We start from the raw sequence: 25,486 nt of genomic DNA on the forward strand, positions 1-25,486 counted from the left end.
CTCAAAGAAAAATGAAACTATTAGTGAAGACGAAATGAAACAAAATATAAAAAATTATATAGATTATAGTTGGGAGTTAGCTGAAAATATAATTCCTCTCGCTTCAACAAATTCTGATAAGAATTTCACTGAATCTGACCGAGAAAAATTACAAAAACTAATAGAGTTAGCGAAGCAAAATGATGCAAACTTCCATAATTTTATTAGTAACAATACAATCCCTGATGATTACAAAAAGCCTTCAAAAGAAATATATGAATTTATTTCATCGTCTACAGCACTTTCAGTAGAACTAGATCAAGAGTTAGACAAACTCGCCCAAGATGGTAACTTATTCAAGGCGAATTTTTCTTTTACGAAACGCCTTGAGAAAATAAATGGGAGGAAACAAAAAGAGATTGAAAAGTTTTTGAACGAAAAAAATATTAAAACTTCAATTAACAGCAATAAAAAAATTTAACCGATGTGTTACATATCCCTTTCAAAATAATCAATAAGAAATGGCTATTTTGAAAGGGAGTTTTTGTGATATAACTATTAAATTCCCTAAACAAAAAAGACGCTCCTAAACTAGGAGCGTCTTCCACTATTACGCTTGTTGTTGCGCGCTATATAATTCTTCAAGTGGCTTCATGATAATTTTGTTAACGTCACCGATTACAACGTTTAGGCGTTGCTCAGTTTCCATTAATTTTGTAATTTTAGCATCTTGTTGAATGCGAGCTACAACTTCTTGTGCTTGTTGGTTGTCTTCTTCAGTGATTTCTTGGCCTTGCATCATTTTTTGTTGTAGGCTAAGTTGCATTGTACGGAACTCATCGAATAAGTTCTTTGAAGCTGTGTCAGCTTGAACTGCTGCGTAGCTCTCTTTTAAAGTTTTGAAGTCTTCGTTTTCAGCGATTGCTTTTTGTAATTCATATGCAACATCATGAATGTTCTTTGTCATTTTATTTTTCCTCCTTTAGAAGGCTAGCGCTTTTCACTCGCACTGCCTTTTACGTGCATTTACATACGCACCTCTTCTTACCATATCAAACTATGCAAGAGATGTGAAGAAATTTCACTTTTATTTCTATGTACTCACCTTATTATCTAAGAAACAATAGTAACAATCCTTGTACGAGCCCGATCATTCCGCCTAATAACGCTCCTAAATACGTAATCATTTTCAATTCGTTTTTCGTAATAGACAGAACTAAGTCTTCTAATCTTTCTGTTGAGAATGTAGACACTTCTTGCTGGACAATTTCCGCAAGATGTAGATTATTTAGTATACTCTCTACATTTTCTGTTCCCCACTTTAAGCCTTTCGTTACTGCACTTGGAACCACTTTTTCAATAATTGTTTCTCGAACTGGTTCACATACTTGCTGAACAGATTGATTTAAAAACTTACTCACTGTTTCCTCTACTTTAACTGCTGACAGCACGGAGCTTACAATCATTTCTTTCTCTACAAATGCTTCTAATTCTTTTACATCTCTTCCTTTTAACTTTTCCCACTCTTTTTGCAGTACGTCAGTTAAAAGCTGCTTTGTAGCATCTTGCCCTAAAAACTTAATAACTTCTGGCTGCACACGATCCACAACACTTACATTTCCTAACAACATCCCAACTAAGTTAAGTAGCGTTCCACGAGAAGCAAAGAAATCATCAATCATTTTTGAAAGACGCGCTTTCCCTTCTTCACTTTCAAAAAAGCTAATTCCTCGCTCTAAAATAAACGCCGAGGCATTCGGAATCGCATTCTCTATCTTTTCATGTACAGAATGAGGTAAAGCCTGTTCCCATGTATATGTATAATACTCTGCTAAAAATGCATGAATTTTTTCTGTAATCACATGTTCGATTTTTCGAGTTGCTTCTTCTTCTACATGTGCTACATTCCATTTTTCTAACATATATCGCAGTGATTGTTCATTCGTAATTACTTTATCCACTTCCACTTGCGCCCAGTGAATTAAACCTTTTTGAAACTCTTCATTTGTTAGCTTTTTTCCGATTCCTTCTGGTGTTAACAAATGTTCTACAACCATTTTTCCTAATTGAACAGCAAGTTCATCACGCCGCTTCGGAATTAACCCTGGTGTAAATGGAACTTGAAACTTTCCGATATAAATAGGACGATGAGGACGAAATAACATTTTTATCGCTAAATGATTCGTATATCCTCCAATAATTGCTCCGAGTCCTGTCGTCGTTAACATATTTAACCATATATTCATTACAATCAACCTTTCACTTCTCCAAAACTATAGCATATCATCATACGGACAAAAGTATAATGGTATAAAAACGTATTTGCAATATATAGCTTCGCCTATTATGCAAATAGTAGTAAAGGAGTGATTTCGTTGGTTCTCGGCCTTTTAACTTCTAAACTTCATTATGAGCAAACGTATTACACCGAAATCGCTAAACGCGCTCGGCTTTATCATAATGTCGTTGCCCAGTTTACGCCATTTTGTATTGATCCTAAAACAGACCTTGTTTCTGGTCTTATTTACGATACAGATACAGGAAAATGGAAAAAGCAAACATTCCCTATTCCTTCTTATATATATGATCGTTATTCTTTTCAAGAGGAAACAGACTTTGAAAAAGTAAAATCAATTATTCACTCTTTGCACAATCGTCCTTCCACTACCTTTTTAAATAACACACTTATTAATTCAAGTGAACTACATGATTTATTTCTCACTAATAAAAAACTGTCTCCTTATATACCAAAATTTGAAATTGCGACGATACAAAACATTTTCAAACTGTTGTTAAAAACTAAAGATATTATTATACGCCCCACTAATATACATTCTAAAGATAACTTATATCGAGTCGCTTACAAAAATAAAACGTTTCAGATTGATACAGTAAATGAAAAATACCATACTTCTATTCCAATCAAACGCACAGACGAATTTATATCTTGGTGTAAATCTAACATACGTTCATCACGTTACATAGCGCACACTATGCTACAACCACCAAATCAATTAACATATCCACTGCACATTCGAACCATTTTGCAAAAAAACAAAGAACAAACTTGGAATGTTATCGGTCAATTTATACAAAAAAGCTCATTTCCTAATCAGCTTTTACCCTCAACAACGGACGATGATTCATTTCATTCATTTTCAAAAATTAAATACGTACTATCTAGTACAGGTGTGCAACTATTGCACGACGCTTTACACGACATTATAAATGAAGTATTCCAAACACTAGATCAGTCTTATTCTTCGTTATTTGAACTAGAACTTTCCACAATTATGGATCAAAAAGGTGCAATCTGGCTTATGTATGTCAACACGATCCCTCCTTACGAACAATACATTCGTCATAGTGATTCATTAGCTGAAAAGATATTTCACGGACCACTTAAATTCAGTCGCTTTACACCATAATGAAAGGAGGTAAACCTATTTTGAAAGAACATATATATACATTAAACATTTCAGATGAACATCCAAATAGTATTACTTTACCTTACGTTTTTTCTATTACGCCACCTATTACATCCCTCTCCTTCGGCATACGTCATATAGCAAGTGAAGAAGTAAAAATTCATTATTCCTTTACTCGCGAAATTATTATTGGAAAACATATTGCCGATAAACTTTTACTACCTCAATCAACTACTATTCATGCATTCACACAAAACCAAACAATTATTTTCGGACCATTAATCGGCATTTTCACAACTGGCTTTAACGATGATTCTTCTAATCCTTTAGGAAATCGTTCAATTGCTCTCAGTGAGTTGTTAACACCACCATTCTCATTACGACCGTTCGTATTCGTCTTTGGCGTTCAACATATAAACTGGGAAGAAGAAACGATTGAAGGATATTTCTTTCAAGAGAAACAATGGATAAAGAAAAAGGTCCCTTTACCAAATGTCATTTACGATCGATTACCGAATCGACAAGCGGAAAATTATAAACCAATCGTCAGAGCAAAAAGAAAGTTAGAACAAGACTACTCCATTCCATGGTTTAACCCAGGTTTTTTCAACAAATGGGAAGTTCATCAACTTCTTATGAAAGACGAATCAATTAGACCCTTATTACCAAACACAGAAGCATTTCAGCATTTTGAACAAGTAGAACGGTTTCTTGGCACGTATAAATCTGTGTACATGAAACCAATACACGGGAGCTTCGGTAGAAATATTCATCAAATATTTTATTCTCAAACAGAGAATTGCTACTACTGTCGTTATCGCGAAAATGAAGAAAACAAACTGAGAAAGTATCAATCATTAGAAACTCTTCTAAACCATGTACTAAAAGGGCATGATTTAAAAAAGTTTATCGTACAGCAAGGTATTTCGTTACTTCGCTTTGATGGTCAACCTGTTGATTTCCGCATTCATACAAATAAAAATCATTTCGGTAATTGGATAGTTAGTGCAATCGTCGCCAAAATCGCCGGCAAAGGCAGTTTAACAACGCATGTAAATAGCGGCGGTAATACAAAATTGCTACAAGAGCTTTTTCCAGATTCAACGAAGCAAGTTCAAATTGAAAATAAATTAAAACAAACAGCTCTGCAAATAAGTTATGCACTCGACGAGCAAGTAACTGGAAACATCGGTGAGATTGGTTTCGATATCGGTTTAGACACAAAGGAAAATCCGTGGTTATTTGAAGCCAACTCTAAACCTGGGCGAACTGTATTCCAAGATGCCAAATTAAAAGAACAAAGTGAACTGACACGCCAGTTATTTTACGAATATGCCATCTACTTAACTGAACATTCTTTACGTGATGCAAAGGAAAAAATGTCCCAAATAAAATCCGGGACTTCATCAAACACCGAATGTATCCCTTCTCCTATGATTCACTCACAAATGCAAAAACAAAAACTTCCACCTAGATAATAAGGTGGAAGTTTTCTATTTACACAAGTTTTACTACAACCTCAGTTTCCACATTACATACTCCGCAATAAAAAATATGATTGCAATATTCATTTGAATTATTATGCGTTAAACCATCTACTGCACTTAATAATTCTTGATCCATATAGGCACTATAATCGTCTATGTAATCTACAGACTTCCCATAATCTTGGAGTATACTTTGGCAATTTTGACAAGAATATGTTTGTGATTCTAATGCGTTGCAAAGCGGGCAAATCCCCATCATGATTCCTCCATACTTTATCGTTTAAAGCCTCTCTTTTTTAGAGTGAAGAGAGCAACCTATCCAGACATAGGAGTGCCCACTCCATCCCTACTTAAAAATAGAACTATAAAGTTGCTACCGATTTCATTTTTATTTCAATAAATCATAAATAAGAAGCTAATAATTAGCCTACAAGTAGCAGGCTACAATGAGAAAATTATATTTAATATCCTCCTTAGTTTGGCCTGTTTTCTTAAAAATACAACGATTACTCTTATTTCATAATTTACGAAATCAATAAGTTTTTTTGACAAAATTTACAAATTATTATTTTGTATATCTTTCTAGGTAACATCCATACTATGAGTACAAACTTAATTACCGATGGATTAGCGCCAATCGGGGCGATAATCTGGTTCAACTCCAGCTAGTCCAACCAAAAAAACTTTTATAACTCTAAGGAGGATATATTCCTATGGCAAACCAAAATTCTTCAAATCAATTAGTAGTACCAGGTGCAACAGCTGCAATCGATCAAATGAAGTACGAAATCGCTCAAGAATTTGGTGTACAATTAGGAGCAGATTCTACGGCTCGCGCTAACGGTTCAGTTGGTGGAGAAATCACAAAACGTCTAGTTGCAATGGCTGAGCAAAGCCTTGGCGGATTCCACAAATAAATATATATGGCAAAAAGGTCTCAAGGCATATGCCTTGAGACCTTCCTTAATTTATTGCAACATTTGTAAAAACTTCTTCGTACGTTCTTCTTTTGGATTTGTAAATACTTCTTCTGGTGTACCTTGTTCGACAACGACACCACCATCCATGAAAATAACACGGTTCGCAATTTGATGTGCAAAACGCATTTCGTGCGTTACAATAACCATCGTCATGCCTTCTTTAGCAAGTTCTTTCATTACTTTCAGAACTTCTTGAACGAGTTCAGGATCAAGCGCTGATGTCGGCTCATCAAATAGTAACACTTCCGGCTCCATCGCAAGCGCACGCGCAATTCCAACGCGCTGTTGTTGTCCGCCTGATAATTGGAACGGATATAAATCCACTTTATCTGCTAAACCAACTTTTTCAAGGAAATAGTGTGCTTTTTTCTTTGCTTCTTCTTTCCCCATCTTTTTCACTGTAACGAGCCCTTCCATTACATTTTGAAGTGCTGTTAAATGCGGGAATAAATTATGGTGCTGGAATACCATACCTGTTTGCGTACGAAGATTGACAATATCTTTCTTCGTTACTTTTTGAGAGAAGTCGAGTTCTTTATTACCGATTCGAATACTACCAGCGTTCGGCGTTTCTAACACGTTGAGACAACGTAAGAATGTCGTTTTACCAGATCCAGATGGACCGATAATAACAACAACTTCCCCCTTCTCAACTGATAAATCTATATGCTTTAGTACGGTATTATCTCCGAAACTTTTTTGTAAGTGCTGAATTGAAATCATAAAAACAAAAACTCCTTTTGTAAAAGGATTATTTTAATGTGTAGCGTTCTGAACGCTTTTCTAACATCTGTTGTACGATTGATAATAAGAAACAAATAACCCAATAAATAAGACCTGCTTCAAAATAAACAATTAAAAACTCGTAGTTCATCGCCGCAATTTCCTGCGCTTTTCGGAACATTTCTGTTACTAAAATTAACGATGCTAACGAAGTATCCTTCACTAAGCTAATAAATGTATTCGAAAGCGGCGGGATTGATACGCGCGTTGCTTGTGGTAAAATAACACGTTTTAATGCTTGTGGATATGTCATCCCAATTGTATAAGCTGCTTCCCACTGCCCTTTCGGAATGGAAAGGATAGAAGCACGAATAATTTCAGATGCATATGCACCGACATTTAATGAAAATCCAACAACTGCTGCTGTATATGGCTCAACTTCCATATTAAGAGTTGGAAGTCCATAGAAAATAATAAATAATTGTACAAGAAGTGGCGTTCCGCGAATGATAGATACATAGATACGAGCAATCCATTGTAAAATACGACTACCAGAAATACGTGCGAGCGCTGTTAACGTTGCCAGTATAATCCCGATAATAAATGTAATAAGCGTTAATGGAATTGTTGTAAAAACAGCTTCCTTCAGCATAGGCATGAAGGAAGTCTGCATAATATCTATCCAAGTAGACAATCGATCTGAAACTAATGCACTACTTAGATACATTTTCACCGAACCATTTTTTCGTTATTTTGTCATACGTACCGTCTTTTTTCATATCTTCTAACGCTTTATCTACTTCTTGTACAAGCTTAGTGCTACCTTTACGGAATAAGAATCCACTTTCTGAAGCTTCTTTTTCAGTATCTACAATTTTAATTTTTGCATCTTTTTTCGTTTCTAAATAATTTAATACTGATAACTTATCATTAATTGTAAAATCAACGCGTCCTGAAGCTAATAATTCTGCCGCTTGGCTAAATCCTTCTACACCAATAATTTCCGCACCGTTTTTCTTAGCAATATCTGCATAGTTACTCGTTAAAGATTGTGCTCCTTTTAAACCTTTTACATCAGCAAATGTAGCAGGCTTATCTTTATCTTTTGCAATAACTAATGCCGCTGAAGATGAAACGTACGGTTTAGAGAAATCATATTTCTTTTGACGGTCTTCACGAATACCAACTTCGTTTGCAACCATATCGAAACGTTTTGCATCTAAACCAGCAAGTAAGCTATCCCATTGTGTTTCTTTAAATACAGGTTTTACACCTAAACGTTTTGCAACTTCTTCTGATAGTTCAACGTCAAATCCAGTTAATTTATTGCTTGAATCATGGAATGTGAACGGTGCGTATGTACCTTCTGTTCCAATTACAAGTTCACCGCTTTGTTTTATCTTTTGTAACGCGTCTTGACTAGCTGTATCTTTTTTCTCTTCTTTACCGCAGCCGGCTACAATCCCGATCGCTAATGTAGTTACTGCAAGCACTGAAAATAATTTCTTCATGATAGTAATCCTCCAAGTATTCTGATAGGAATTTAAAAACTATATTGATTGTATGCAATCTTGAACAATTTTTCAATGAAAATGTTCTTATTTAGTTTATCCTTTTTCTTCATAATCAAACAAAAGGGAAAAATAATGCTACATACAAAAAATAAGTAACATTTTTTAATATAGCATTTATTGTACGAAAGGTAAAATAATACTTCTTATTTAACTGCCCTGATTCACTAAAAAAAGAACTTGTGAAAATCACAAGTTCTCTCCCATACCTATTAAGCGCTCTGGTTCCCTTCCATTTGCGTTTTGTACATATCATAATAACGCCCGCGCTTTTTCATTAGCTCATCATGAGACCCTTTTTCTAAAATGGTTCCTCTATCAAGCACAATAATTTGATCTGCGCTTTTAATTGTTGAAAGTCGGTGAGCGATAATAAATGTCGTTCTTCCTTTTTTCACAACTTCTAGCGCTTGTTGAATCATCGCCTCTGTTTCTGTATCGATACTAGATGTCGCTTCATCTAAAATTAAAATGGCTGGGTCAAAAGCGAGCGCCCTAGCAAACGATATAAGCTGACGTTCTCCGGTTGAAAGAGTACTTCCTTTCTCCGTAATTTCTTCATTTATATTGTTCGCAAATCTTTCAGCACCAACATCACGCAATGCTTTTACGATGCGCTCTTTTGAAATTTTTTCATTTTCTAAACTTACATTAGATGCTACTGTTCCGCTAAATAAAAACGGATCTTGCAGTACAATTCCCATATGTTCACGAGTTGCTTGTTTCGGCATCTCTTTTACATCATGACCATCAATCGTAAGCTTTCCTTTTTCAAACTCGTAAAACTGAAAGAGTACGTTCATAATAGAACTTTTTCCTGATCCAGTATGACCGACAAGTGCCACGGTCTCCCCTTGTTTCGCTTCAAAAGAAATATTTTTTAACACTTCATCTTTCCCATTATAAGAAAACGATACATTATCAAACTTCACATTTCCTTGTAAGCGAGGCATACGCTCTTCTTCTACTGCTTCTCCTTTTTCCTCTAACAATTCAAAAACACGCTCTGATGCAACACGCGATTGTTCTAAGTTAGCAAGCTGATTCACCATATTTGTAATCGGTGAGAACAATCGTGTTAAATAATCAACGAACGCATACAGTATCCCTAGAGAAATGACGCCTGTAGCACTTAATGAAGCGCCACCGAAATACCAAATCACACCTGTGAAAGCGATATTTCTTAATACGGATACTAAATTATGAGAAGTTGCTGCATTTAAATTCAAAATTTTATTTTGATACTTAAAATAATCGCCATTTAATTCTTCAAACTCTTTTTTCGTTTCACGCTCTTGACGGAACGCTTGAATAATTGGCATCCCTTGAATGGATTCATTTACTGTTCCGTTAATATCAGATAAACGAGAGCGCATTTTATGATTGTATACAGACGCGTATTTTCTATAAAGAATCGCCCAAACAATTAAAATTGGGATAATTAATAAACATAATGAAGCGAGCTTCACATCTAATAAAAATAGCGCAGCAAATATCCCAATAATATAGATGATACTAGAAACGAATGTTGCCAACACCGTTACATATAAATCACGAATGGCCTCTGTATCATTCGTCACACGCGAAACAATTTTCCCCGCCGGTAAATGATCAAAGTACCGAATTGGCAACGTTTGAATATGAGAAAAAACATCTTCCCTCATAATTTGAATAATTTTGTTCGCTGCCTTTTGCAAGAAGAACTGCTTTCCGTATGCAAATAATGATACGACTACTAATAAAGCAAAATAGCCACCACCAAGTAATAATAGACGGTTTATTTCTGGCTTATAAAATGCAAATACTTCTTCTTTCGTTAATGCTTTCGCTTTATAAACTTGCACCGCCTTACCATTTTGAACGGTAATCATATCCCCTTTTACAGTACGTGATCCTTCTACATTTACTTTATTCGGTACAAAATAATATTGAAAACCGACTTGCATCACGCGTACTTCTTTTCCTTTTTTCTCGCCTTGTTCAAAGCGATCACTTCGCTTATAAAAAGCCCCATTATACGAAACAGCATCTTCACTCTGTTCTGTTTCATACCAAGGTTTCTCTATCCCGACGATATGATCGTCAATCATCGTTTTAGCGACGAAAGGACCAGCAAGCTCTGCGATGACGAAAATAAATAACATTAACATCGCAGCAAAAATCGTCCCTTTCACTTTCATCGCGTATTGAAACAATCGTTTTGAAACGCTCATATTTTCACCCCACTATCCGCACTTTCACTTTCACCTTGTTGTCTTTCAAACTGTTCGGCATACCAGCCTCCCTTTTGGATAAGCTGAGCATGCGTACCTTCTTCTATAACTGCGCCTTCATCCATAACGAGAATCCAATCCGCATGTTGCACTGCTGATAAACGATGCGTCGTAATAATCGTCGTCTTTCCGCTTCTTTCCGTTCTTATATTTTCAATGATCGCTGCTTCCGTACGAGCATCTACAGCTGATAAAGAATCGTCCAAAATTAAAATTTCTGGATTTTGAATAACAGCTCTTGCAATCGAGATCCTTTGTTTTTGCCCTCCTGATAAAGAAACACCTTTCTCTCCAACGAGCGTTTCTAACCCTTCTGGTAAAAACTCTAAATCCTTTTTAAACGCAGCAATTTCAATTGCTTTCTCTAGTTCTTCTTCAGTCGCTTCCCTATTTCCGAATAAAATATTTTCTCGCGCTGTTTTTGAGAACAAAATATGCTCCTGCGGTACATAACCAATCCAGCCGAGTACATTTTCATTCGTCATTTTATCTAATGTCACATCAGAAACTGCAATATCTCCATCTCCAAGTGGATATTGACGAAGAAGCTGACGTACAAGCGTCGTTTTCCCGCTTCCTGTTTTTCCGACAACCCCAAGCGTCTCCCCTTGTTTTAAGGTAAACGAAACCTTTTTTAAATTTGTTTCAGTTGATGAAGGATATGAAAAGGTAACGTCATCAAACTGAATATAATCCGGCTCTTGCACAAGCTTTGGATGTTTCGGATCCTTTACATCTGGTTCATACGCTAACGTTTCATTCACACGGTCAAGCGAAGCATTTCCTCTTTGCATAACATTAATTAATTCACCAATTGCAAACATCGGCCAAATCATCATCCCTAAATACACGTTAAATGAAACAAGTTCACCAAGTGTTACCTTTGATTGAAATACAAGATATGCCCCGTACACTAAACCGATTAAATAACTAAGGCCAACAAGCATTTTCACAGTTGGTTGGAATAATGCGTCAATTCTCGCTACTTTCATATTTTTTTCGTAGACGTCATCTCCTAAGTGATGAAATCTTTCCTCATCTGCATTCTCTTGTACGTATGCACGAATAACACGCACACCAGCGATTGATTCAAGCACTTTATCGTTCATATCACCAAACGCATCTTGCGCAACGGTAAATCTTTCATGCAATTTCTTTCCATATATATTCATCGCATACGCCATAATTGGAAGCGGAATAAGCGCTGCAAATGTAAGCTCCCAACTAATTGTAAATCCCATCATAAAAACGATCGTAAGCATGTATAAACTAGAATCCACAAGCGTTAATATACCAAAACCAGCTGTCATAGCGATTGCTTTTAAATCATTCGTTGCCCTCGCCATTAAGTCGCCAGTACGATTTTTTTGATAAAAAGTCGGCGTCATCTTAAGTAAATGCCCCATAAATTTAGAGCGCATCGTTTTCTCAAGTACAAATGCACCTCCAAACAATTGATGTTGCCATACGAAAGTAAGACCATACCCAACGATTGTAACCCCTATTAAAATAAGAATAGATTGCATAATTGCTTCGTTCGATAACGTTCCTGTTTTTATATTATCTATCGTAACCCCTAACACTTTCGGGGGAATAACTTCAACTATATTCACAATTAAAAGAGCTCCAATGGCAATACTATATCTCTTCCAGTGCTCCCTAAAAAACCATTTTAACTTTAGTAATACTGATAACAATGTAACCTCTCCCTTCTCGTTCTCGTTTACCTCTCATTTCTTTATCCACTATCCAGACCCATCACATTTACATTTCGTAACCCATACAATCTCATCACATTTTTCCACCTTCCAAAGTTTTTTATCGGAACTAAACAAGGGAAAATAAACAAAAAAAAGCATACCGCCGCTTGACGATATGCACAGGAATGCATAAAAAGCGTACGTTACGATATACGCAACGTACGCTTTTTATAAGACAAAGATGCCCTATATATCCGTACGGGTTGCGTAATGATATGAATGTTTTCTGCCATTTAACAGAGCTAAGCCCATTACATTTACGATTACAATCATTACGCACACCCCCTTCATTTATTTTCCATTTATAATCTTACAACTTTATTGAGTATTCTGTCAATTATTTTTTCACACTTCAAATAAAAATATATGATACACCATTTTGAAATAAGGGAATGTTCTGTAAGAAAGGGCATACAAAATAAAAAAAGAATAAGAAATCGTTTTCACAAACATTTCATTTGAAAAATGTTATCAAACCCCCTACAATCACCTTATACTCACTCTTACAAGTTGCTATTTTAGGAGGACTAATCATGACAACTAGCAATACGTACAAATTTTATTTAAACGGAGAATGGAGAGAAAGCTCTTCAGGAGAAACAATCGAAATTCCATCTCCATACTTACACGAAGTAATTGGACAAGTACAAGCAATTACTCGCGGAGAAGTGGATGAAGCAATTGCATCTGCAAAAGAAGCTCAAAAATCATGGGCTGAAGCTTCCCTACAAGATCGCGCAAAATACTTATATAAATGGGCTGATGAGCTCGTAAATATGCAGGATGAAATTGCCGATATCATTATGAAAGAAGTCGGTAAAGGATATAAAGATGCGAAGAAAGAAGTTGTTCGTACAGCTGACTTCATTCGTTACACGATCGAAGAAGCTTTACATATGCACGGAGAAAGCATGATGGGCGATAGCTTCCCGGGCGGTACAAAATCTAAACTTGCGATTATCCAACGCGCACCACTTGGTGTTGTATTAGCAATCGCACCATTTAACTACCCAGTAAACTTATCTGCTGCAAAACTTGCACCAGCATTAATTATGGGTAACGCTGTTATTTTCAAACCAGCAACTCAAGGTGCAATTAGTGGTATTAAAATGGTTGAAGCACTTCACAAAGCTGGCCTTCCAAAAGGTCTTGTAAACGTAGCTACAGGACGCGGTTCTGTAATTGGTGACTACTTAGTAGAGCACGAAGGCATCAATATGGTATCGTTCACAGGTGGTACAAACACAGGTAAACATTTAGCGAAAAAAGCTTCAATGATTCCACTTGTATTAGAACTTGGTGGTAAAGATCCTGGTATCGTTCGTGAAGATGCTGACTTACAAGATGCTGCAAACCATATCGTAAGCGGTGCATTCTCTTACTCTGGTCAACGTTGTACAGCTATTAAACGTGTACTTGTACACGAAAACGTAGCGGACGAGCTTGTTAGCTTATTAAAAGCGCAAGTAGCTGAACTATCAGTTGGATCTCCAGAACAAGACAGCACAATCGTTCCATTAATTGACGACAAGTCTGCTGACTTCGTTCAAGGTTTAGTTGACGACGCTGTAGAAAAAGGTGCTACAATCGTTATCGGTAACAAACGTGAGCGTAACTTAATTTACCCAACATTAATCGATCACGTAACAGAAGAGATGAAAGTTGCTTGGGAAGAGCCATTCGGCCCAATCCTTCCAATCATCCGTGTTTCTTCAGATGAACAAGCAATTGAAATTGCTAACAAATCAGAGTTCGGTCTGCAAGCAAGTGTCTTCACTAAAGACATTAACAAAGCATTTGCAATTGCTAACAAAATCGAAACTGGTTCTGTACAAATTAACGGACGCACAGAGCGCGGCCCTGACCACTTCCCATTCATCGGTGTAAAAGGTTCAGGTATGGGCGCACAAGGTATTCGTAAGAGCCTTGAGTCTATGACACGTGAAAAAGTAACTGTATTAAACTTAGTTTAATCTTATAAAAAGAAGCTGATCTATTTTTAGATCAGCTTCTTTTCTATATAAATACTTCCGAAAAACGGAGTATTTCGTTCTACTTCCGATTTGGTTTTCCAAATCGAACTAAAACATGCCATAATAATTTTAATTCCTGAAGCACTTCTTCATAAGTTCCACGATCACTCCAAGATAATGGATTGCGTTTCAAATCCACTACAGCAGAGCCAATTATATTTGCATCGATGCAATGATTCCGTGCAATGCGTCTTGCTAAAGATGGCATTTTTGAACCTCTAAAATCCATCGGAACTTCGTCTACCATAAGTACAAAACCGATGTGCCAATACAAATCAATCGCATACTTCAGGCAAATTTCTTCTAAAACTCTTCCTACATCCGTACCCTTAAATGAAGGATCTGCAACAAGCACCTCTACGTCTTCTTTAAGAGAAATCTCTCCATGAATTTGCGCTTCGATATAATGATTAAGATTACGGGCTGGCTCTTTGCTTACTAAATCTATAAACGGCCTTTTCAGGTTAGCCAGTAAATGATTAATTAATATTGTTGGAGTCAAATTTCCTTCACCAATTGCAAAATCTCTTACAAATGTCTCTTCCAAAAGAGCAGCTAAAATCATATCAAACTCCTCATAAGTCCCCTTTTCTTTCGGATCTTGATGCGAATCTAAATACGTATATGTAGAGCGCGAAGAAACTTTTGGAGATAAGAGAAAATAACATGAACCAAAACGCGGAGCCGGCCCATCTGGATGTAACATTAAATTTAGCGCTCCATATTTTGGCCGTTGATCATTTGTTACGCCTTCTAATTGATATGCTCCTCCAAATATTCTCTTTTCCCAAAGGTCACGTTCACCACCAGGGTAAGCAGATACGCTTCCATTAGATAGCAATGTTTCAAACTGACTTTTATATACTCCTTGCTCAAACAGTGCTTCAGCAACACTTTTCATATTCGAATCTAGTCTGTCTGGATGAAAGTGTAAAGCAATCCTTGCATGAGATTTTAAATTAGCGACAGCTTCTTCAAATATTTCATCTGTAATATTAGACATTTTAAGTATATGATTAATCGTTGCTTTAGCCCCACGTTTTTCGTTCTCTGCATATTTTGAAATATACTCTAAAGCAAATAATTGAGATCTTAATAATTCCATAATCCAATCTCCCCTTTAATTGAACTGCCCTTAAACACTTCAATTCAAAGCTTATTCTTTCCTTCTTATGAAACGAACCTCATTTATTTAAAAAAGTAATTTACTAAATCTTAATTATGTATACACGCATTTTTCATAGGCAAATGTACACATTCTACAGAAATTTGATACCCTAGCCATCGCTCAGCAATATGTTCAAATGATAAAACAGATCCCGTTGTAAAAAAGCGATGCTTCGGATTCAGATTGTCAGACAAAATTCCTTTGTGCTGTAAAATGGTACTTAACTCTATCGCTGTTTCTTCTGCAGAACTAATAATCGTTACAGCCTCTCCTAACTCACTTTTAATCACAAACTCTTCTCTATAATCTGATTATTACTATATCCATTGACGTATAAAAATTCATTTGTTACTCTTAAAGACGTTAATTTAATATTTAAATCCTCATTCGTATCTCGGTGAGGTAGAGGTTGCAATCATTAAGAGTATCATTTCAGGAGATGTAGTGGCATTGATGAAGGAATGAGAAAGGAATGGTTGCCGAAGTAAGTCGTGTCCACCATGCACGCTTGCTGGGTCTGCATTTAATAAGTGCAGAACTGTCACAAACGTTTCGTTTGTGGAGAGCTATCGAGAGGTATGTCGTGGGTTTCTTATAAGATAGAAAGCATGTAGCGGCAGATTACGTGCTTTTTTTGTTTTGTTTGGGACTTCTCTTCCTGACTCAGGAAGACATACATATCTCCTCGCTTGACTTGGTTATACTAACTTTGGAGGTATTTTTCTATGCAACAAAAAAAATGGGGCTTTTGGGTACTAACAGCTTTCGTTGTCGGTAACATGGTTGGCGCTGGTATTTTCATGGTACCAAGTACGTTGGCACAAACAGCAAGCCCACTCGGTGTCACTTTAGCTTGGTTAACTACAGGGTTTGGTGTTTTAATGCTAGCTCTTGTTTTCGGTAATTTAGCAATTCGTCGTCCTGATTTAACGACAGGGCCACAAAGTCATGCATATGCTTTATTCTCAACACCAAAAAAGAAAAAAATGGCTGGCTTCAGTATGGTATGGGGATATTGGGTTGCAAACTGGGCAAGTAACGTTGCCATCATTACATCATTTGCGGGATATTTATCACTCTTCTTCCCAATTATGAAAGATACGCGACTACTATTTTCAATCGGCTCGTTTAACGTAGAAGTCGGAAAACTAATTACATTTACGATTTGTTCCATCTTACTTTGGGGAACTCATATTATATTAACAAACGGTGTAAGCGGAGCTGGAAAACTAAACTTCTTAGCAACAACAACGAAAGTAACTGGATTCCTTTTATTCATCGTCGTTACGTTATTTGCATTCGAAGCTTCTAAGTTTGGACAATGGTACACACCGATGATTGATAAATCAGGTGCATCACATGGTCTTCTTTCACAAGTAAATTTAGCTGCTCTTACAACGCTTTGGGCGTTTATCGGAATTGAATCAGCCGTTCTTTTATCAAACCGTGCTGTTTCTCCAAAAACGGTAAAACGTGCAACAGTTGCGGGATTACTTATTACAGTTGCGATTTACTTAGGAATTACAATTTTAACAATGGGTGTACTTCACGTTGATAAATTACAAGCTTCTGAACGTCCATTAGCAGATGCACTAAATGCTGCAATGGGTCACGGCGGCGGGAAACTGATGGCATTACTTGCTCTTACTTCCCTGTTCGGTTCTATCTTAGGCTGGATTTTATTAAGCTCAGAAGTACCTTATCAAGCAGCAAAAGAAGGTTTCTTCCCTTCCTTCTTCACGAAAACAAATAAAAAAGGAAGTCCAATTTACTCATTACGATTAACAAACATTATGTCGCAAGTATTCCTATTCTCAACATTATCAGGAACCATTGCGGAAGCTTATACATTCGTTATTACCGTATCAACACTGGCCTACCTCATTCCATATCTCGTTTCACCAATCTTCCAGTTAAAACTAGTCGCAACTGGTGAAACATATAAAAATGAAATGCGGGCAAGAATTACAGATGGCATAGTCGCAGTTATCGCACTTTGCTACGCACTATGGGTTATTAAAACTGGCGCATCCGATATAAAAACGTTCCTTCTCGGAATTGGTTTATTCGTAATTGGATTTGCTTTCTATCCATTAATGAATCGTGATCAGAAAAAAAATAACGAAAAGAAAAACGAGCAAGTTGCATAACGCAATTTGCTCGTTTTTTCTTTTGTAAAACATATATAATAGAACAAAGAGGTGAAAAACATGTCAATCGAATCGCTATGGAGCAGTCGCTTCCAACAACATATTCAAAATATCATTACATACTTTGCACGTATGATTAACGGTTTACTATATAGCTTTATCTTTATTTCATGCGTTGGCGCATATTATTATGCTCAGTTTCTAAAAGCATCTCCTTCTAAAGGAATATCTTTAATAATTATAACGATTGTACTTACATTCCTTATAACGAGATGCCCTATCCGTACATTTATTCAAAAACCTGATGCTGTCTATTTACTAGCACTAGAAGAGAAATTAACATCTTATTTCAAAAAATCTCTTCTATACAATTACATCATTCAGCTTTTCCCATTGTTATTTACGTTCCTTATTCTCGTTCCACTTGCTATGCAATCATTGCAATTAACGGTACCTTTCTTATGTACAATCTTTATCGTGTTAATGATTATGAAAGCCTGGAACATGTACATACATTGGATGTGGCGTGATAGTCACGAAAAAAATATATGGCTGATCATTCGTATTACTTGTAACGCCCTAATCATTTACATGCTGTTTTATTCCGCAAATGTTCTCATATTGGGCGGACTACTCTTACTACTTGCTTTCCTACTTCTATATACGAAAAAACAGCCTACAAAACGAATACCGTGGGATTACATAATCGAGCAAGAAGAAAAAATGAACGTTCGTTTTTATCAATTTGCTAGCATTTTCACCGATGTTCCGCAACTGAATAAACAAGTAAATAAAAGAAAATGGCTTACAAATTGGATTGAACCTTTATTACATAAAAAACGAGCAACTTTCTTCTACTTACATACACTAGCATTTTTACGTGGAAATGATTATTTCGGTATATATATTCGCTTAGGATTGATCGGTGCTTTCGCCTTATATTTCATACCAAATATATACGTAAAAGGTGCTATCACTTACATCGTTCTATATATGATCTCTATGCAGCTTCGTTCACTATGGAAATATTTTTCGGGAAATATTATTGTAGCATTATATCCAACCCATACTGAAGAAAGGATGAAGCAATTTCTTAGCTTAATCTTTATATTGCTAAGTATTCAACTCATTGTATTTTCGAGTGTTATACTCATTGCTACAGGTCAATTTTTACATAGCCTTATCATTATGATTGTCGGGTTACTCTGGATCAAATTTATTATTGTACCAAAAACGAAGCAACGCGTTTCTTCGTTTTAACGAAAAGAAATATCTTAAACGCCAAGGAGAAAATAAATTATCCTTGGCTTTTTTATTTTGCTTCCTCAAACAAGAATCACTGAAACAACCGATATTTATGATTTTTACATACAAAAACGATAATACATGTTTACGACCTAATAAAAAGGGTATCTATTAATTAACAGAGTAAAGGAGGGGCCTATATTGTGAATAAAAAAACGGAACAATTGAAGCATCACGTTACTGACAATCAATGCAAACATGCTTTAACAACAAATCAAGGGGTAAAAATAGCTGAAGATAAATTTTCTTTAAAGATGGGCTTAAGAGGCCCAACCTTAATGGAGGATTTTCACTTTCGTGAGAAAATGACCCATTTTGATCACGAACGAATTCCCGAAAGGATTGTTCATGCACGCGGGGTTGGCGCTCATGGTTATTTTCAGCTTTATGAATCTTTAGAAACATATACGAAAGCAGATTTTCTTACTAATCCTTCAAAGAAAACACCTGTATTTGTACGGTTCTCAACCGTTCAAGGTTCTAAAGGATCCAACGACACAGTAAGAGATGTACGCGGATTCGCCACAAAATTTTATACAGATGAAGGAAACTATGATTTAGTGGGTAATAATATGCCGGTATTCTTTATCCAAGATGCTATTAAATTTCCTGATTTTGTCCATGCAGTTAAACCAGAACCACATAATGATATTCCTCAAGGAGCTAGCGCTCATGATACCTTTTGGGACTTTGTTGCGCATAATCCTGAGTCCACTCATATGGTCATGTGGCAAATGAGCGACCGAGCTATTCCGCGTAGTTTACGAATGATGGAAGGTTTTGGAGTTCACACATTTCGACTCATTAACGCAGAAGGAAAAGCCCATTTCGTAAAGTTTCACTGGAAACCTACCCTCGGGGTTCATTCATTAGTATGGGATGAAGCTCAAAAGATTGCCGGGAAAAATCCTGATTTTCATCGTCAAGATTTATACGAAGCAATTGAAAAAGGGGATTATCCTGAATGGGAGCTTGGATTACAGCTAATTCCAGAAGAAGATGAACATAAATTTGATTTTGATATTTTAGATCCAACGAAATTATGGCCAGAAGAAGAAGTTCCCGTAAAATTAGTTGGTAAAATGACACTGAACAAAAATGTTGATAACTTCTTTGCTGAAACAGAGCAGGTAGCTTTTCACCCTGGTCATGTCGTACCAGGTATTGATTTTTCAAATGACCCTCTTCTGCAAGGAAGATTATTCTCCTATACAGATACACAATTATCTCGTTTAGGGGGCCCTAATTTCCATCAAATTCCTATTAATCAGCCTGTATGTCCTTTTCATAATAATCAACGTGATGGTATGCATCAAATGCAGATTCATCGCGGTCAAACAAGCTATCATCCTAATGGATTAAATAACAATCAACCTGCAACCGTCCAAGCCGAACAAGGAGGATATGAACATTATCAAGAAAAGATTGATGGGCATAAAATTAGAGGTCGCAGTAAAAGCTTTCTTAACTTTTATTCTCAGGCTAAACTTTTCTACAATAGTATGAGCCCTATTGAAAAGCAGCACATAAAAGAAGCTTTTTGCTTTGAAGTTGGGAAGTGTAAATCAGACATGGTGAAGGCAAATGTAATTGCTCTCTTAAACCACGTCGATCGTCAATTAGCACAAGAAGTCGCTAACATTATTGGAGCTCCTTTACCTAAGGAAAATCACGAAGTAAATTCAGATGCAAAATCACCTGCACTAAGTATGTCCAATACTATTTTTAAATCTGATTCCAAAAATGTTGCAATTCTATTAAATGGTGACCCAAGCGTCTCACTTCTGTCCGAATGGATTCAAGCTTTTGTACAACACCGAATTAACTATAGTATCATAGATAATAAAATTTATCAGTTCAATGATTCCATTAAAGTAACTGATACTTATACAACAACAGACTCCTCCCTTTTTGATGCAGTATTAGTGTTTAGTAGTGAGTCTGTCATTCAACCCCCTGTTTTAGAATTTGCAGAAACTACTTTTAAACATTTTAAACCGATAGCTCATGTCCTTAGTAATCCTCATGCTTTGGACCATAGTAAGATTAAACTGGATGGAGCAGGAGTTTACAACTTAACAAATACTTCAATTGAATCATTTATAGAAGGCATTGCCCAAGGAAGATTCTGGAGCCGATAATATAATATAAGGAGCGGATTAGAATGAGTAAAAAAATTGCTATTTTAATAACGGATTATTTCGAGGATACAGAATACACAGAGCCAGTAGAAGCTTTTAAACAAAAGGGATATGAATTCACAACTATTGAAATGGAAAAAGGGAAAACGGTACACGGTAAGCAAGGAAAAAGTGAAGTCGTGATTGATAAAAGTATTGATGATGTTTCTCCAGAGAACTTTGATGCCCTCTTCATACCGGGTGGATTTTCTCCAGATATACTTCGTGCCGATGAACGTTTTGTTCGCTTTAGTAAAGCATTTATGGATGCGGAAAAACCTGTTTTCGCTATTTGTCACGGACCTCAGCTACTCATCACTGCACAAACACTTGAAGGACGTGATGTAACTGGATATAAATCTATTGAAGTCGATTTAAAAAATGCCGGCGGGAACTTTCATGACAAAGAGGTTGTCGTATGTCAAAATCAGCTAGTAACAAGTAGACAGCCAGAGGACATCCCAGCGTTTATTGAAGAATCGTTGCGTATATTAGGATAACTACTTTGGTTAACTAACCTCCTTTTATTTACATGAAAATAATGAATCAGTGGGGTTTTATTCATCCCCCCACTGATTCATTAGCCCTCACCAACTGGTCGTTTACAGGAAATCCGACCACCACAAATAGCAAGATAAATAAAAAGAGGGGAATCCAAAAGTTCAGTTTTAATAATCTTTTGGATTCCCCTCTTTTCTCGCCCAAAAATTCCTTATCACTTTTCATAGGCAGTTCTCATATAGTGAAAATGACTATATAATTCCTATCCATAAGTTAAATAATGATTTCGCACATATATAAATTCAAAAGATGGGAGCCTTATTTATGAATAACAATCCACCTTCAACGCCCCAAGACAACTCCGAAAACAATAGCCGTGATATTACACTGCAAACATTAAGGGTCATCGGACTCGTCGTCCTTATTAGTGGTTATATCCTCGTTGCGCTCTCTGAAGTAGGTGAGCTGAAAGTCTTATTAACAAACCCAAATAGCAATCCTGATTTAGCTGAAGTTGATCCGTTTTAAAAGCCATATGAAAAGCGATTTCTAGCATCGCTTTTCATATCGTTTTATCCAATCTGAGAAACCTCCCCCTCATACTTCTCTTTCCCTATCGCCTTCATAAATAATAAAATACTGCTCATACCAACGATAAAGTACAGAGCACTCATACCCCAAGATGCAATAAATGAACCTAGCATAACACCTAATGCCCCGTTCATTTTTGCCACTTGAAAGACCATTCCGTTAATCGCCATATAAGAACCTCTTGCCTCATTTGGCACCATATCTGCCATAATAGATTGACGCACTGGCACATACATCATCTCGCCTACTGTTTGGAAAAGCCCTGCAATTAATAAAATCCATAAGCTATTGCTCGTTCCGAGTATTGTAAATCCAATTGTATAAATGAATAAACCTACATATAAAATTTTCAAATCGTTGAAGCTTTTCAGCATTTTAATAAGAAGTGCTGAACATAACACAACTAAAATTGTATTCTCTGCAGAAATCCAGCTCAACATGCGAATCCCTGTTAAATCAAACGTAACACCATTCCCGAATAAAAAGTGCACCGTTTCAAATTCCTTCTGCAAGCGAACACCTAAATAATTATTAATTTGAAACTCTAAAGACAATGTACATATACTTGCTGCACAAAAAATTAAAAATGCTTTATCTTTCATCACGACTTTATAACTATCTGCCATATCTTTTAATACATTTTTCTTCTCCATCGTTTTTCGTGCTACATACACTTCTTCCATATACACAGCCATCACATATAAAGTCATAATGGCAACAAGCGTTAATACGATAAACAATTGTAGTCTATAGTTTTCAAATAGTAATCCTCCAAATATCGCTCCAATCGCAATCGATAAATTAATAGCCCAGTAATTAATGCTGTACATCACTTTTCGATTTTCAGGTGTACTCACATCAATTAACATCGCTTCTGTCGCAGGATTCATAAGTCCCGATCCTAAACTATTCACTAGCATAAAGATAAATGTTAACCACGGTGAGTCAACATAATCTGAATTCGCAACTCCCATACAAGCAATGGAAATGACTTGTATACTTTGACCGATAATCATAACCTTTTTACGCCCAAGCCGGTCTCCAACATATCCACCGTATAAACCAATTACTAATGAAGCTATGACATTAATAAGTAGTAACGCACCAGCAATCGCACTACCTAACTTTATGGAAAAATAAATCGCCATAAATGGAAAAATCATCGTGGACACAGTACGTGTTAAAAACGATGTTATAATTCTAATTTTTATATTTCGATGCATACTCCAAAATCCCATTGTTTCCCCTCCTTATGCTTACTTATTTTACTTTGAAAAAAAGGAAGAAAAAGGTTAGAATATTCTAAAGAGTTTCCCCTTTTATGATAGAAGGAAGTGTATATATGAAAATTATGGACTATTACATTAGACTAAGACTACATGCACAAGATCAACAACATATGCGAAATAGCTTACAAGAATTAGCGGATGTTTTATATTGCAGTACGAAAAACGTAAAGATTTTATTAAAGAAAATGAGCGAGGAGCAATTAATTAGCTGGACTCCAGGGCGAGGCCGCGGAAATAAAACGGAAATTCTATTTATACATAATTTCGTAGAAGCGATTGAGTCCTATACAGATGAACTGTTAGCGCAAGAAAAATTAAAAGATATCTTTCTTCTTTTAAAAGAACCCCTCCCCCTCGCACTTCAAAAAAAGATAGAAAATAAACTACATCATCATTTTGGATACGAACCTTCAAATGATATGTACGACGTATTAAAGATTCCTATATCGAGAAAGATATTCCCATTAGATCCGGCTTTTGTGGCTGTAACTACAGAGAGCCATCTTACGAGTCAAATTTTTGATACATTAGTCGTCTATAACGATGTTACTGAAAAAATGGAGCCTCACATTGCGCATACGTGGGAATTAAGTGAAGACGGGCTTACGTGGACTTTTTATTTACGAAAGGATGTATATTTTCATAACGAAACAGTTTTAACTTCTAAAGATGTACAATTTTCATTTGAAAGACTAAAAGAAGTTTACTCTCCTTTCGAATGGTTAACAGAAGAAATCGTTCAAATTGAAACGCCATCACCACTACAAATTCGATTCCATTTAGCGAAACCAAATTTATTTTTCTTACACTATGTAAGTTCAATGCAGCTCGCAATTTTACCGCGTGATACGAGTATTCAAAATCATCATTATATAGGTACTGGACCTTTCAAACTTGCTCATTACTCTGAAGATAATATCATACTCGAAGCGTTCATCCATTATTTTAAAGAGCGCGCGTTATTAGACCGTATTGAATTTTGGGGTATTCCTGACCATGTGCAAATAGATGCTGATTATGAACTACCAAACGAAGAGGAAAATGAAAGGCATAATATACAAATAGAAGAAATAGGTTGTATTTATGCTAGCTTCAACTTTAAAAAACCTGGTCCTCATCACGACATTTACTTTCGAAAAGCTTGGAGAGAACTATATGATGTTGAAATGATACTTCGTAACATAGAGGGTAGACGGACAATTGCTGCATCAAGCTTTTTCCCTGATAGAAGCCGCCTTGCAACAAGAAGATCCTACTCTTTAGAAAAGGCAAAAGAGTATTTGAAAAAGAGTACATATAATGGAGAAACGATACATATTTACTTCTTCGCATTTAAAGATAGTGCAAATGACGCATATTTCTTAAAAGAACGATGTGAAAGTTTAGGTATACAAGTAGAGCTTCACCCATTTCCCGTTTCAGATTATATGAATCGCTCTATTGATAAACATGCTGATATTATTTTCATGGGAGAAGTATTTGCTGCCAATCATGAAATTGCATTCTTAAATGTATTTAAAAATAAAAGTTGCTTCGTAAATCGGTTCATGGACCCGCACTACGAAAAACAAATTAACTGTTTACTAGATACATTTTTACTAGAAGAAAATAAAGAAAAGCGTTATGAACTCATGTATGAGATTGAAGAGTTTTTACAAGCAGAACACATCATTTTATTTAACTATCACGTTCTAAAAAGAAAAACATACCCTTCTTCTTTAAAAAATGTAACAATTGATTCATTTGGTTGGGCAAATTTTGCAAAGTTATGGATACAGCCATCCATGTCTTAAAATATGAGTCATTATAAAAGGAGAGAAACCATGAAACGCACCCTAGAAAAAAGACTTTCCTATCTATACACAGGTGAATTATTTTCAGTCATTACTTTTATTTTCACAAGTTACTTACTTAATTATGTTTATCCTACTTTACATTTATATTCCCTATATTCTTTTTGGATCTCATTTCTTCTTTTAGAGTTTATCTTATTACAAGGAGTAATTTACTGGTACGTAAAGTGGAAACGACTAAAAAAAGAGAAAACATCTGTTACGCCCATTAGGAT

At 36.0% G+C, this 25,486-nt stretch carries 22 protein-coding genes, 2 pseudogenes and 1 riboswitch; of the genes and pseudogenes, 12 read left to right on the forward strand and 12 right to left on the reverse strand.

The annotated features are described in order from the left end of the window. The coding region (locus tag ABWK52_RS17060; RefSeq protein WP_353772021.1) for an NDxxF motif lipoprotein at positions 1-460 on the forward strand (460 nt) is incomplete at its 5' end. Positions 461-589: 129 nt separating this feature from the next. On the opposite strand, the gene ABWK52_RS17065 is transcribed toward ABWK52_RS17060, so the two are convergent. Together ABWK52_RS17065 and ABWK52_RS17070 are read right to left on the reverse strand one after the other, a co-directional pair. After that, positions 590-946 carry a YlbF/YmcA family competence regulator gene (locus ABWK52_RS17065; RefSeq protein WP_000164614.1) on the reverse strand — a complete coding sequence of 119 codons (357 nt, stop codon included), beginning with the start codon at positions 944-946 and terminating at the stop codon, positions 590-592. A gap of 142 nt (positions 947-1,088) precedes the next feature. Then, a complete protein-coding gene (locus ABWK52_RS17070) occupies positions 1,089-2,225 on the reverse strand; it encodes a DUF445 domain-containing protein (protein WP_141403588.1) in 1,137 nt (378 codons plus the stop codon). Between the two features lie 129 nt (positions 2,226-2,354). Here ABWK52_RS17070 and ABWK52_RS17075 point away from each other — a divergent pair, with 129 nt between their 5' ends. Both ABWK52_RS17075 and ABWK52_RS17080 read left to right on the forward strand, forming a co-directional pair. Then, complete coding sequence (locus tag ABWK52_RS17075) at positions 2,355-3,407, forward strand: YheC/YheD family endospore coat-associated protein (RefSeq protein WP_098290931.1); 1,053 nt, start codon at positions 2,355-2,357, stop codon at positions 3,405-3,407. A gap of 20 nt (positions 3,408-3,427) precedes the next feature. Next, positions 3,428-4,885: a YheC/YheD family endospore coat-associated protein gene (locus ABWK52_RS17080; RefSeq protein WP_098290929.1), complete on the forward strand. Its 1,458-nt coding sequence runs from the start codon at positions 3,428-3,430 to the stop codon at positions 4,883-4,885. Between the two features lie 19 nt (positions 4,886-4,904). Here ABWK52_RS17080 and ABWK52_RS17085 read toward each other — a convergent pair whose 3' ends face one another. Beyond that, positions 4,905-5,150: a hypothetical protein gene (locus tag ABWK52_RS17085; RefSeq protein WP_000510474.1), complete on the reverse strand. Its 246-nt coding sequence runs from the start codon at positions 5,148-5,150 to the stop codon at positions 4,905-4,907. 457 nt (positions 5,151-5,607) lie between these two features. On the opposite strand from ABWK52_RS17085, the gene sasP reads away from it, so the two are divergent. Then, a complete protein-coding gene (gene sasP, locus ABWK52_RS17090) occupies positions 5,608-5,811 on the forward strand; it encodes a small acid-soluble spore protein, SasP family (RefSeq protein WP_000013338.1) in 204 nt (67 codons plus the stop codon). Between the two features lie 51 nt (positions 5,812-5,862). On the opposite strand, the gene ABWK52_RS17095 is transcribed toward sasP, so the two are convergent. The 5 genes from ABWK52_RS17095 to ABWK52_RS17115 all read right to left on the reverse strand — a co-directional run bounded on the left by ABWK52_RS17095 (position 5,863) and on the right by ABWK52_RS17115 (position 12,138). Continuing rightward, positions 5,863-6,597: an amino acid ABC transporter ATP-binding protein gene (locus ABWK52_RS17095; protein WP_098290927.1), complete on the reverse strand. Its 735-nt coding sequence runs from the start codon at positions 6,595-6,597 to the stop codon at positions 5,863-5,865. A gap of 28 nt (positions 6,598-6,625) precedes the next feature. Next, complete coding sequence (locus tag ABWK52_RS17100) at positions 6,626-7,324, reverse strand: amino acid ABC transporter permease (protein ID WP_098541761.1); 699 nt, start codon at positions 7,322-7,324, stop codon at positions 6,626-6,628. Next, positions 7,311-8,108, reverse strand: coding sequence for an amino acid ABC transporter substrate-binding protein (locus tag ABWK52_RS17105; RefSeq protein ID WP_000732836.1), 798 nt, complete (start codon positions 8,106-8,108; stop codon positions 7,311-7,313). The genes ABWK52_RS17100 and ABWK52_RS17105 overlap by 14 nt, the downstream gene beginning before the upstream one ends. 272 nt (positions 8,109-8,380) lie before the next feature. Next, positions 8,381-10,381 carry an ABC transporter ATP-binding protein gene (locus tag ABWK52_RS17110; protein WP_000116648.1) on the reverse strand — a complete coding sequence of 667 codons (2,001 nt, stop codon included), beginning with the start codon at positions 10,379-10,381 and terminating at the stop codon, positions 8,381-8,383. Continuing rightward, positions 10,378-12,138 (reverse strand): ABC transporter ATP-binding protein, encoded by a 1,761-nt coding sequence (locus ABWK52_RS17115; protein ID WP_000953785.1) that lies wholly within the window; start codon positions 12,136-12,138, stop codon positions 10,378-10,380. Before ABWK52_RS17115 ends, ABWK52_RS17110 begins: the two co-directional genes overlap by 4 nt. A gap of 596 nt (positions 12,139-12,734) precedes the next feature. On the opposite strand from ABWK52_RS17115, the gene gapN reads away from it, so the two are divergent. After that, positions 12,735-14,174: an NADP-dependent glyceraldehyde-3-phosphate dehydrogenase gene (gapN, locus tag ABWK52_RS17120; RefSeq protein WP_000213634.1), complete on the forward strand. Its 1,440-nt coding sequence runs from the start codon at positions 12,735-12,737 to the stop codon at positions 14,172-14,174. A 79-nt stretch (positions 14,175-14,253) separates the two neighbouring features. Here gapN and ABWK52_RS17125 read toward each other — a convergent pair whose 3' ends face one another. Next, positions 14,254-15,339 (reverse strand): DUF3626 domain-containing protein, encoded by a 1,086-nt coding sequence (locus ABWK52_RS17125; RefSeq protein ID WP_097842363.1) that lies wholly within the window; start codon positions 15,337-15,339, stop codon positions 14,254-14,256. Between the two features lie 110 nt (positions 15,340-15,449). After that, positions 15,450-15,698, reverse strand: a pseudogene (locus ABWK52_RS17130) (glutamate racemase); the annotation flags it as partial. A 99-nt stretch (positions 15,699-15,797) separates the two neighbouring features. Further along, positions 15,798-15,979, forward strand: a riboswitch (Lysine riboswitch). Between the two features lie 148 nt (positions 15,980-16,127). On the opposite strand from ABWK52_RS17130, the gene ABWK52_RS17135 reads away from it, so the two are divergent. The 4 genes from ABWK52_RS17135 to ABWK52_RS17150 all read left to right on the forward strand — a co-directional run bounded on the left by ABWK52_RS17135 (position 16,128) and on the right by ABWK52_RS17150 (position 21,537). Next, a complete protein-coding gene (locus ABWK52_RS17135; RefSeq protein WP_086385370.1) occupies positions 16,128-17,552 on the forward strand; it encodes an amino acid permease in 1,425 nt (474 codons plus the stop codon). 60 nt (positions 17,553-17,612) lie between these two features. Further along, positions 17,613-18,812: an ABC transporter permease gene (locus ABWK52_RS17140; protein ID WP_098290921.1), complete on the forward strand. Its 1,200-nt coding sequence runs from the start codon at positions 17,613-17,615 to the stop codon at positions 18,810-18,812. Between the two features lie 188 nt (positions 18,813-19,000). Beyond that, a complete protein-coding gene (locus ABWK52_RS17145; protein WP_353772024.1) occupies positions 19,001-20,998 on the forward strand; it encodes a catalase in 1,998 nt (665 codons plus the stop codon). A gap of 23 nt (positions 20,999-21,021) precedes the next feature. Then, positions 21,022-21,537, forward strand: a complete 516-nt coding sequence (locus ABWK52_RS17150; protein ID WP_000037532.1) for a type 1 glutamine amidotransferase domain-containing protein — start codon at positions 21,022-21,024, stop codon at positions 21,535-21,537. 61 nt (positions 21,538-21,598) lie between these two features. Here ABWK52_RS17150 and ABWK52_RS17155 read toward each other — a convergent pair whose 3' ends face one another. Continuing rightward, the gene (locus ABWK52_RS17155) at positions 21,599-21,763 is read right to left on the reverse strand and encodes a hypothetical protein (RefSeq protein ID WP_163115714.1); all 165 of its coding nucleotides are present in this window, start codon (positions 21,761-21,763) and stop codon (positions 21,599-21,601) included. Between the two features lie 99 nt (positions 21,764-21,862). Between ABWK52_RS17155 and ABWK52_RS17160 the strand changes: the two genes are divergently transcribed. Next, positions 21,863-22,066 (forward strand): hypothetical protein, encoded by a 204-nt coding sequence (locus ABWK52_RS17160; RefSeq protein ID WP_001063872.1) that lies wholly within the window; start codon positions 21,863-21,865, stop codon positions 22,064-22,066. Positions 22,067-22,110: 44 nt separating this feature from the next. Here the strand turns inward: ABWK52_RS17160 and ABWK52_RS17165 are convergent, their stop codons facing one another. Continuing rightward, positions 22,111-23,367, reverse strand: a complete 1,257-nt coding sequence (locus tag ABWK52_RS17165; protein WP_098290919.1) for an MDR family MFS transporter — start codon at positions 23,365-23,367, stop codon at positions 22,111-22,113. A gap of 83 nt (positions 23,368-23,450) precedes the next feature. On the opposite strand from ABWK52_RS17165, the gene ABWK52_RS17170 reads away from it, so the two are divergent. Together ABWK52_RS17170 and ABWK52_RS17175 are read left to right on the forward strand one after the other, a co-directional pair. Next, positions 23,451-25,211 carry an SgrR family transcriptional regulator gene (locus tag ABWK52_RS17170; RefSeq protein ID WP_141537378.1) on the forward strand — a complete coding sequence of 587 codons (1,761 nt, stop codon included), beginning with the start codon at positions 23,451-23,453 and terminating at the stop codon, positions 25,209-25,211. 30 nt (positions 25,212-25,241) lie between these two features. Then, positions 25,242-25,486: pseudogene (locus tag ABWK52_RS17175) on the forward strand (general stress protein); the annotation flags it as partial.

The organism is Bacillus sp. AP50, from assembly GCF_040492675.1.
In the GTDB taxonomy this organism is placed as follows: Bacteria; Bacillota; Bacilli; order Bacillales; family Bacillaceae_G; genus Bacillus_A; species Bacillus_A cereus.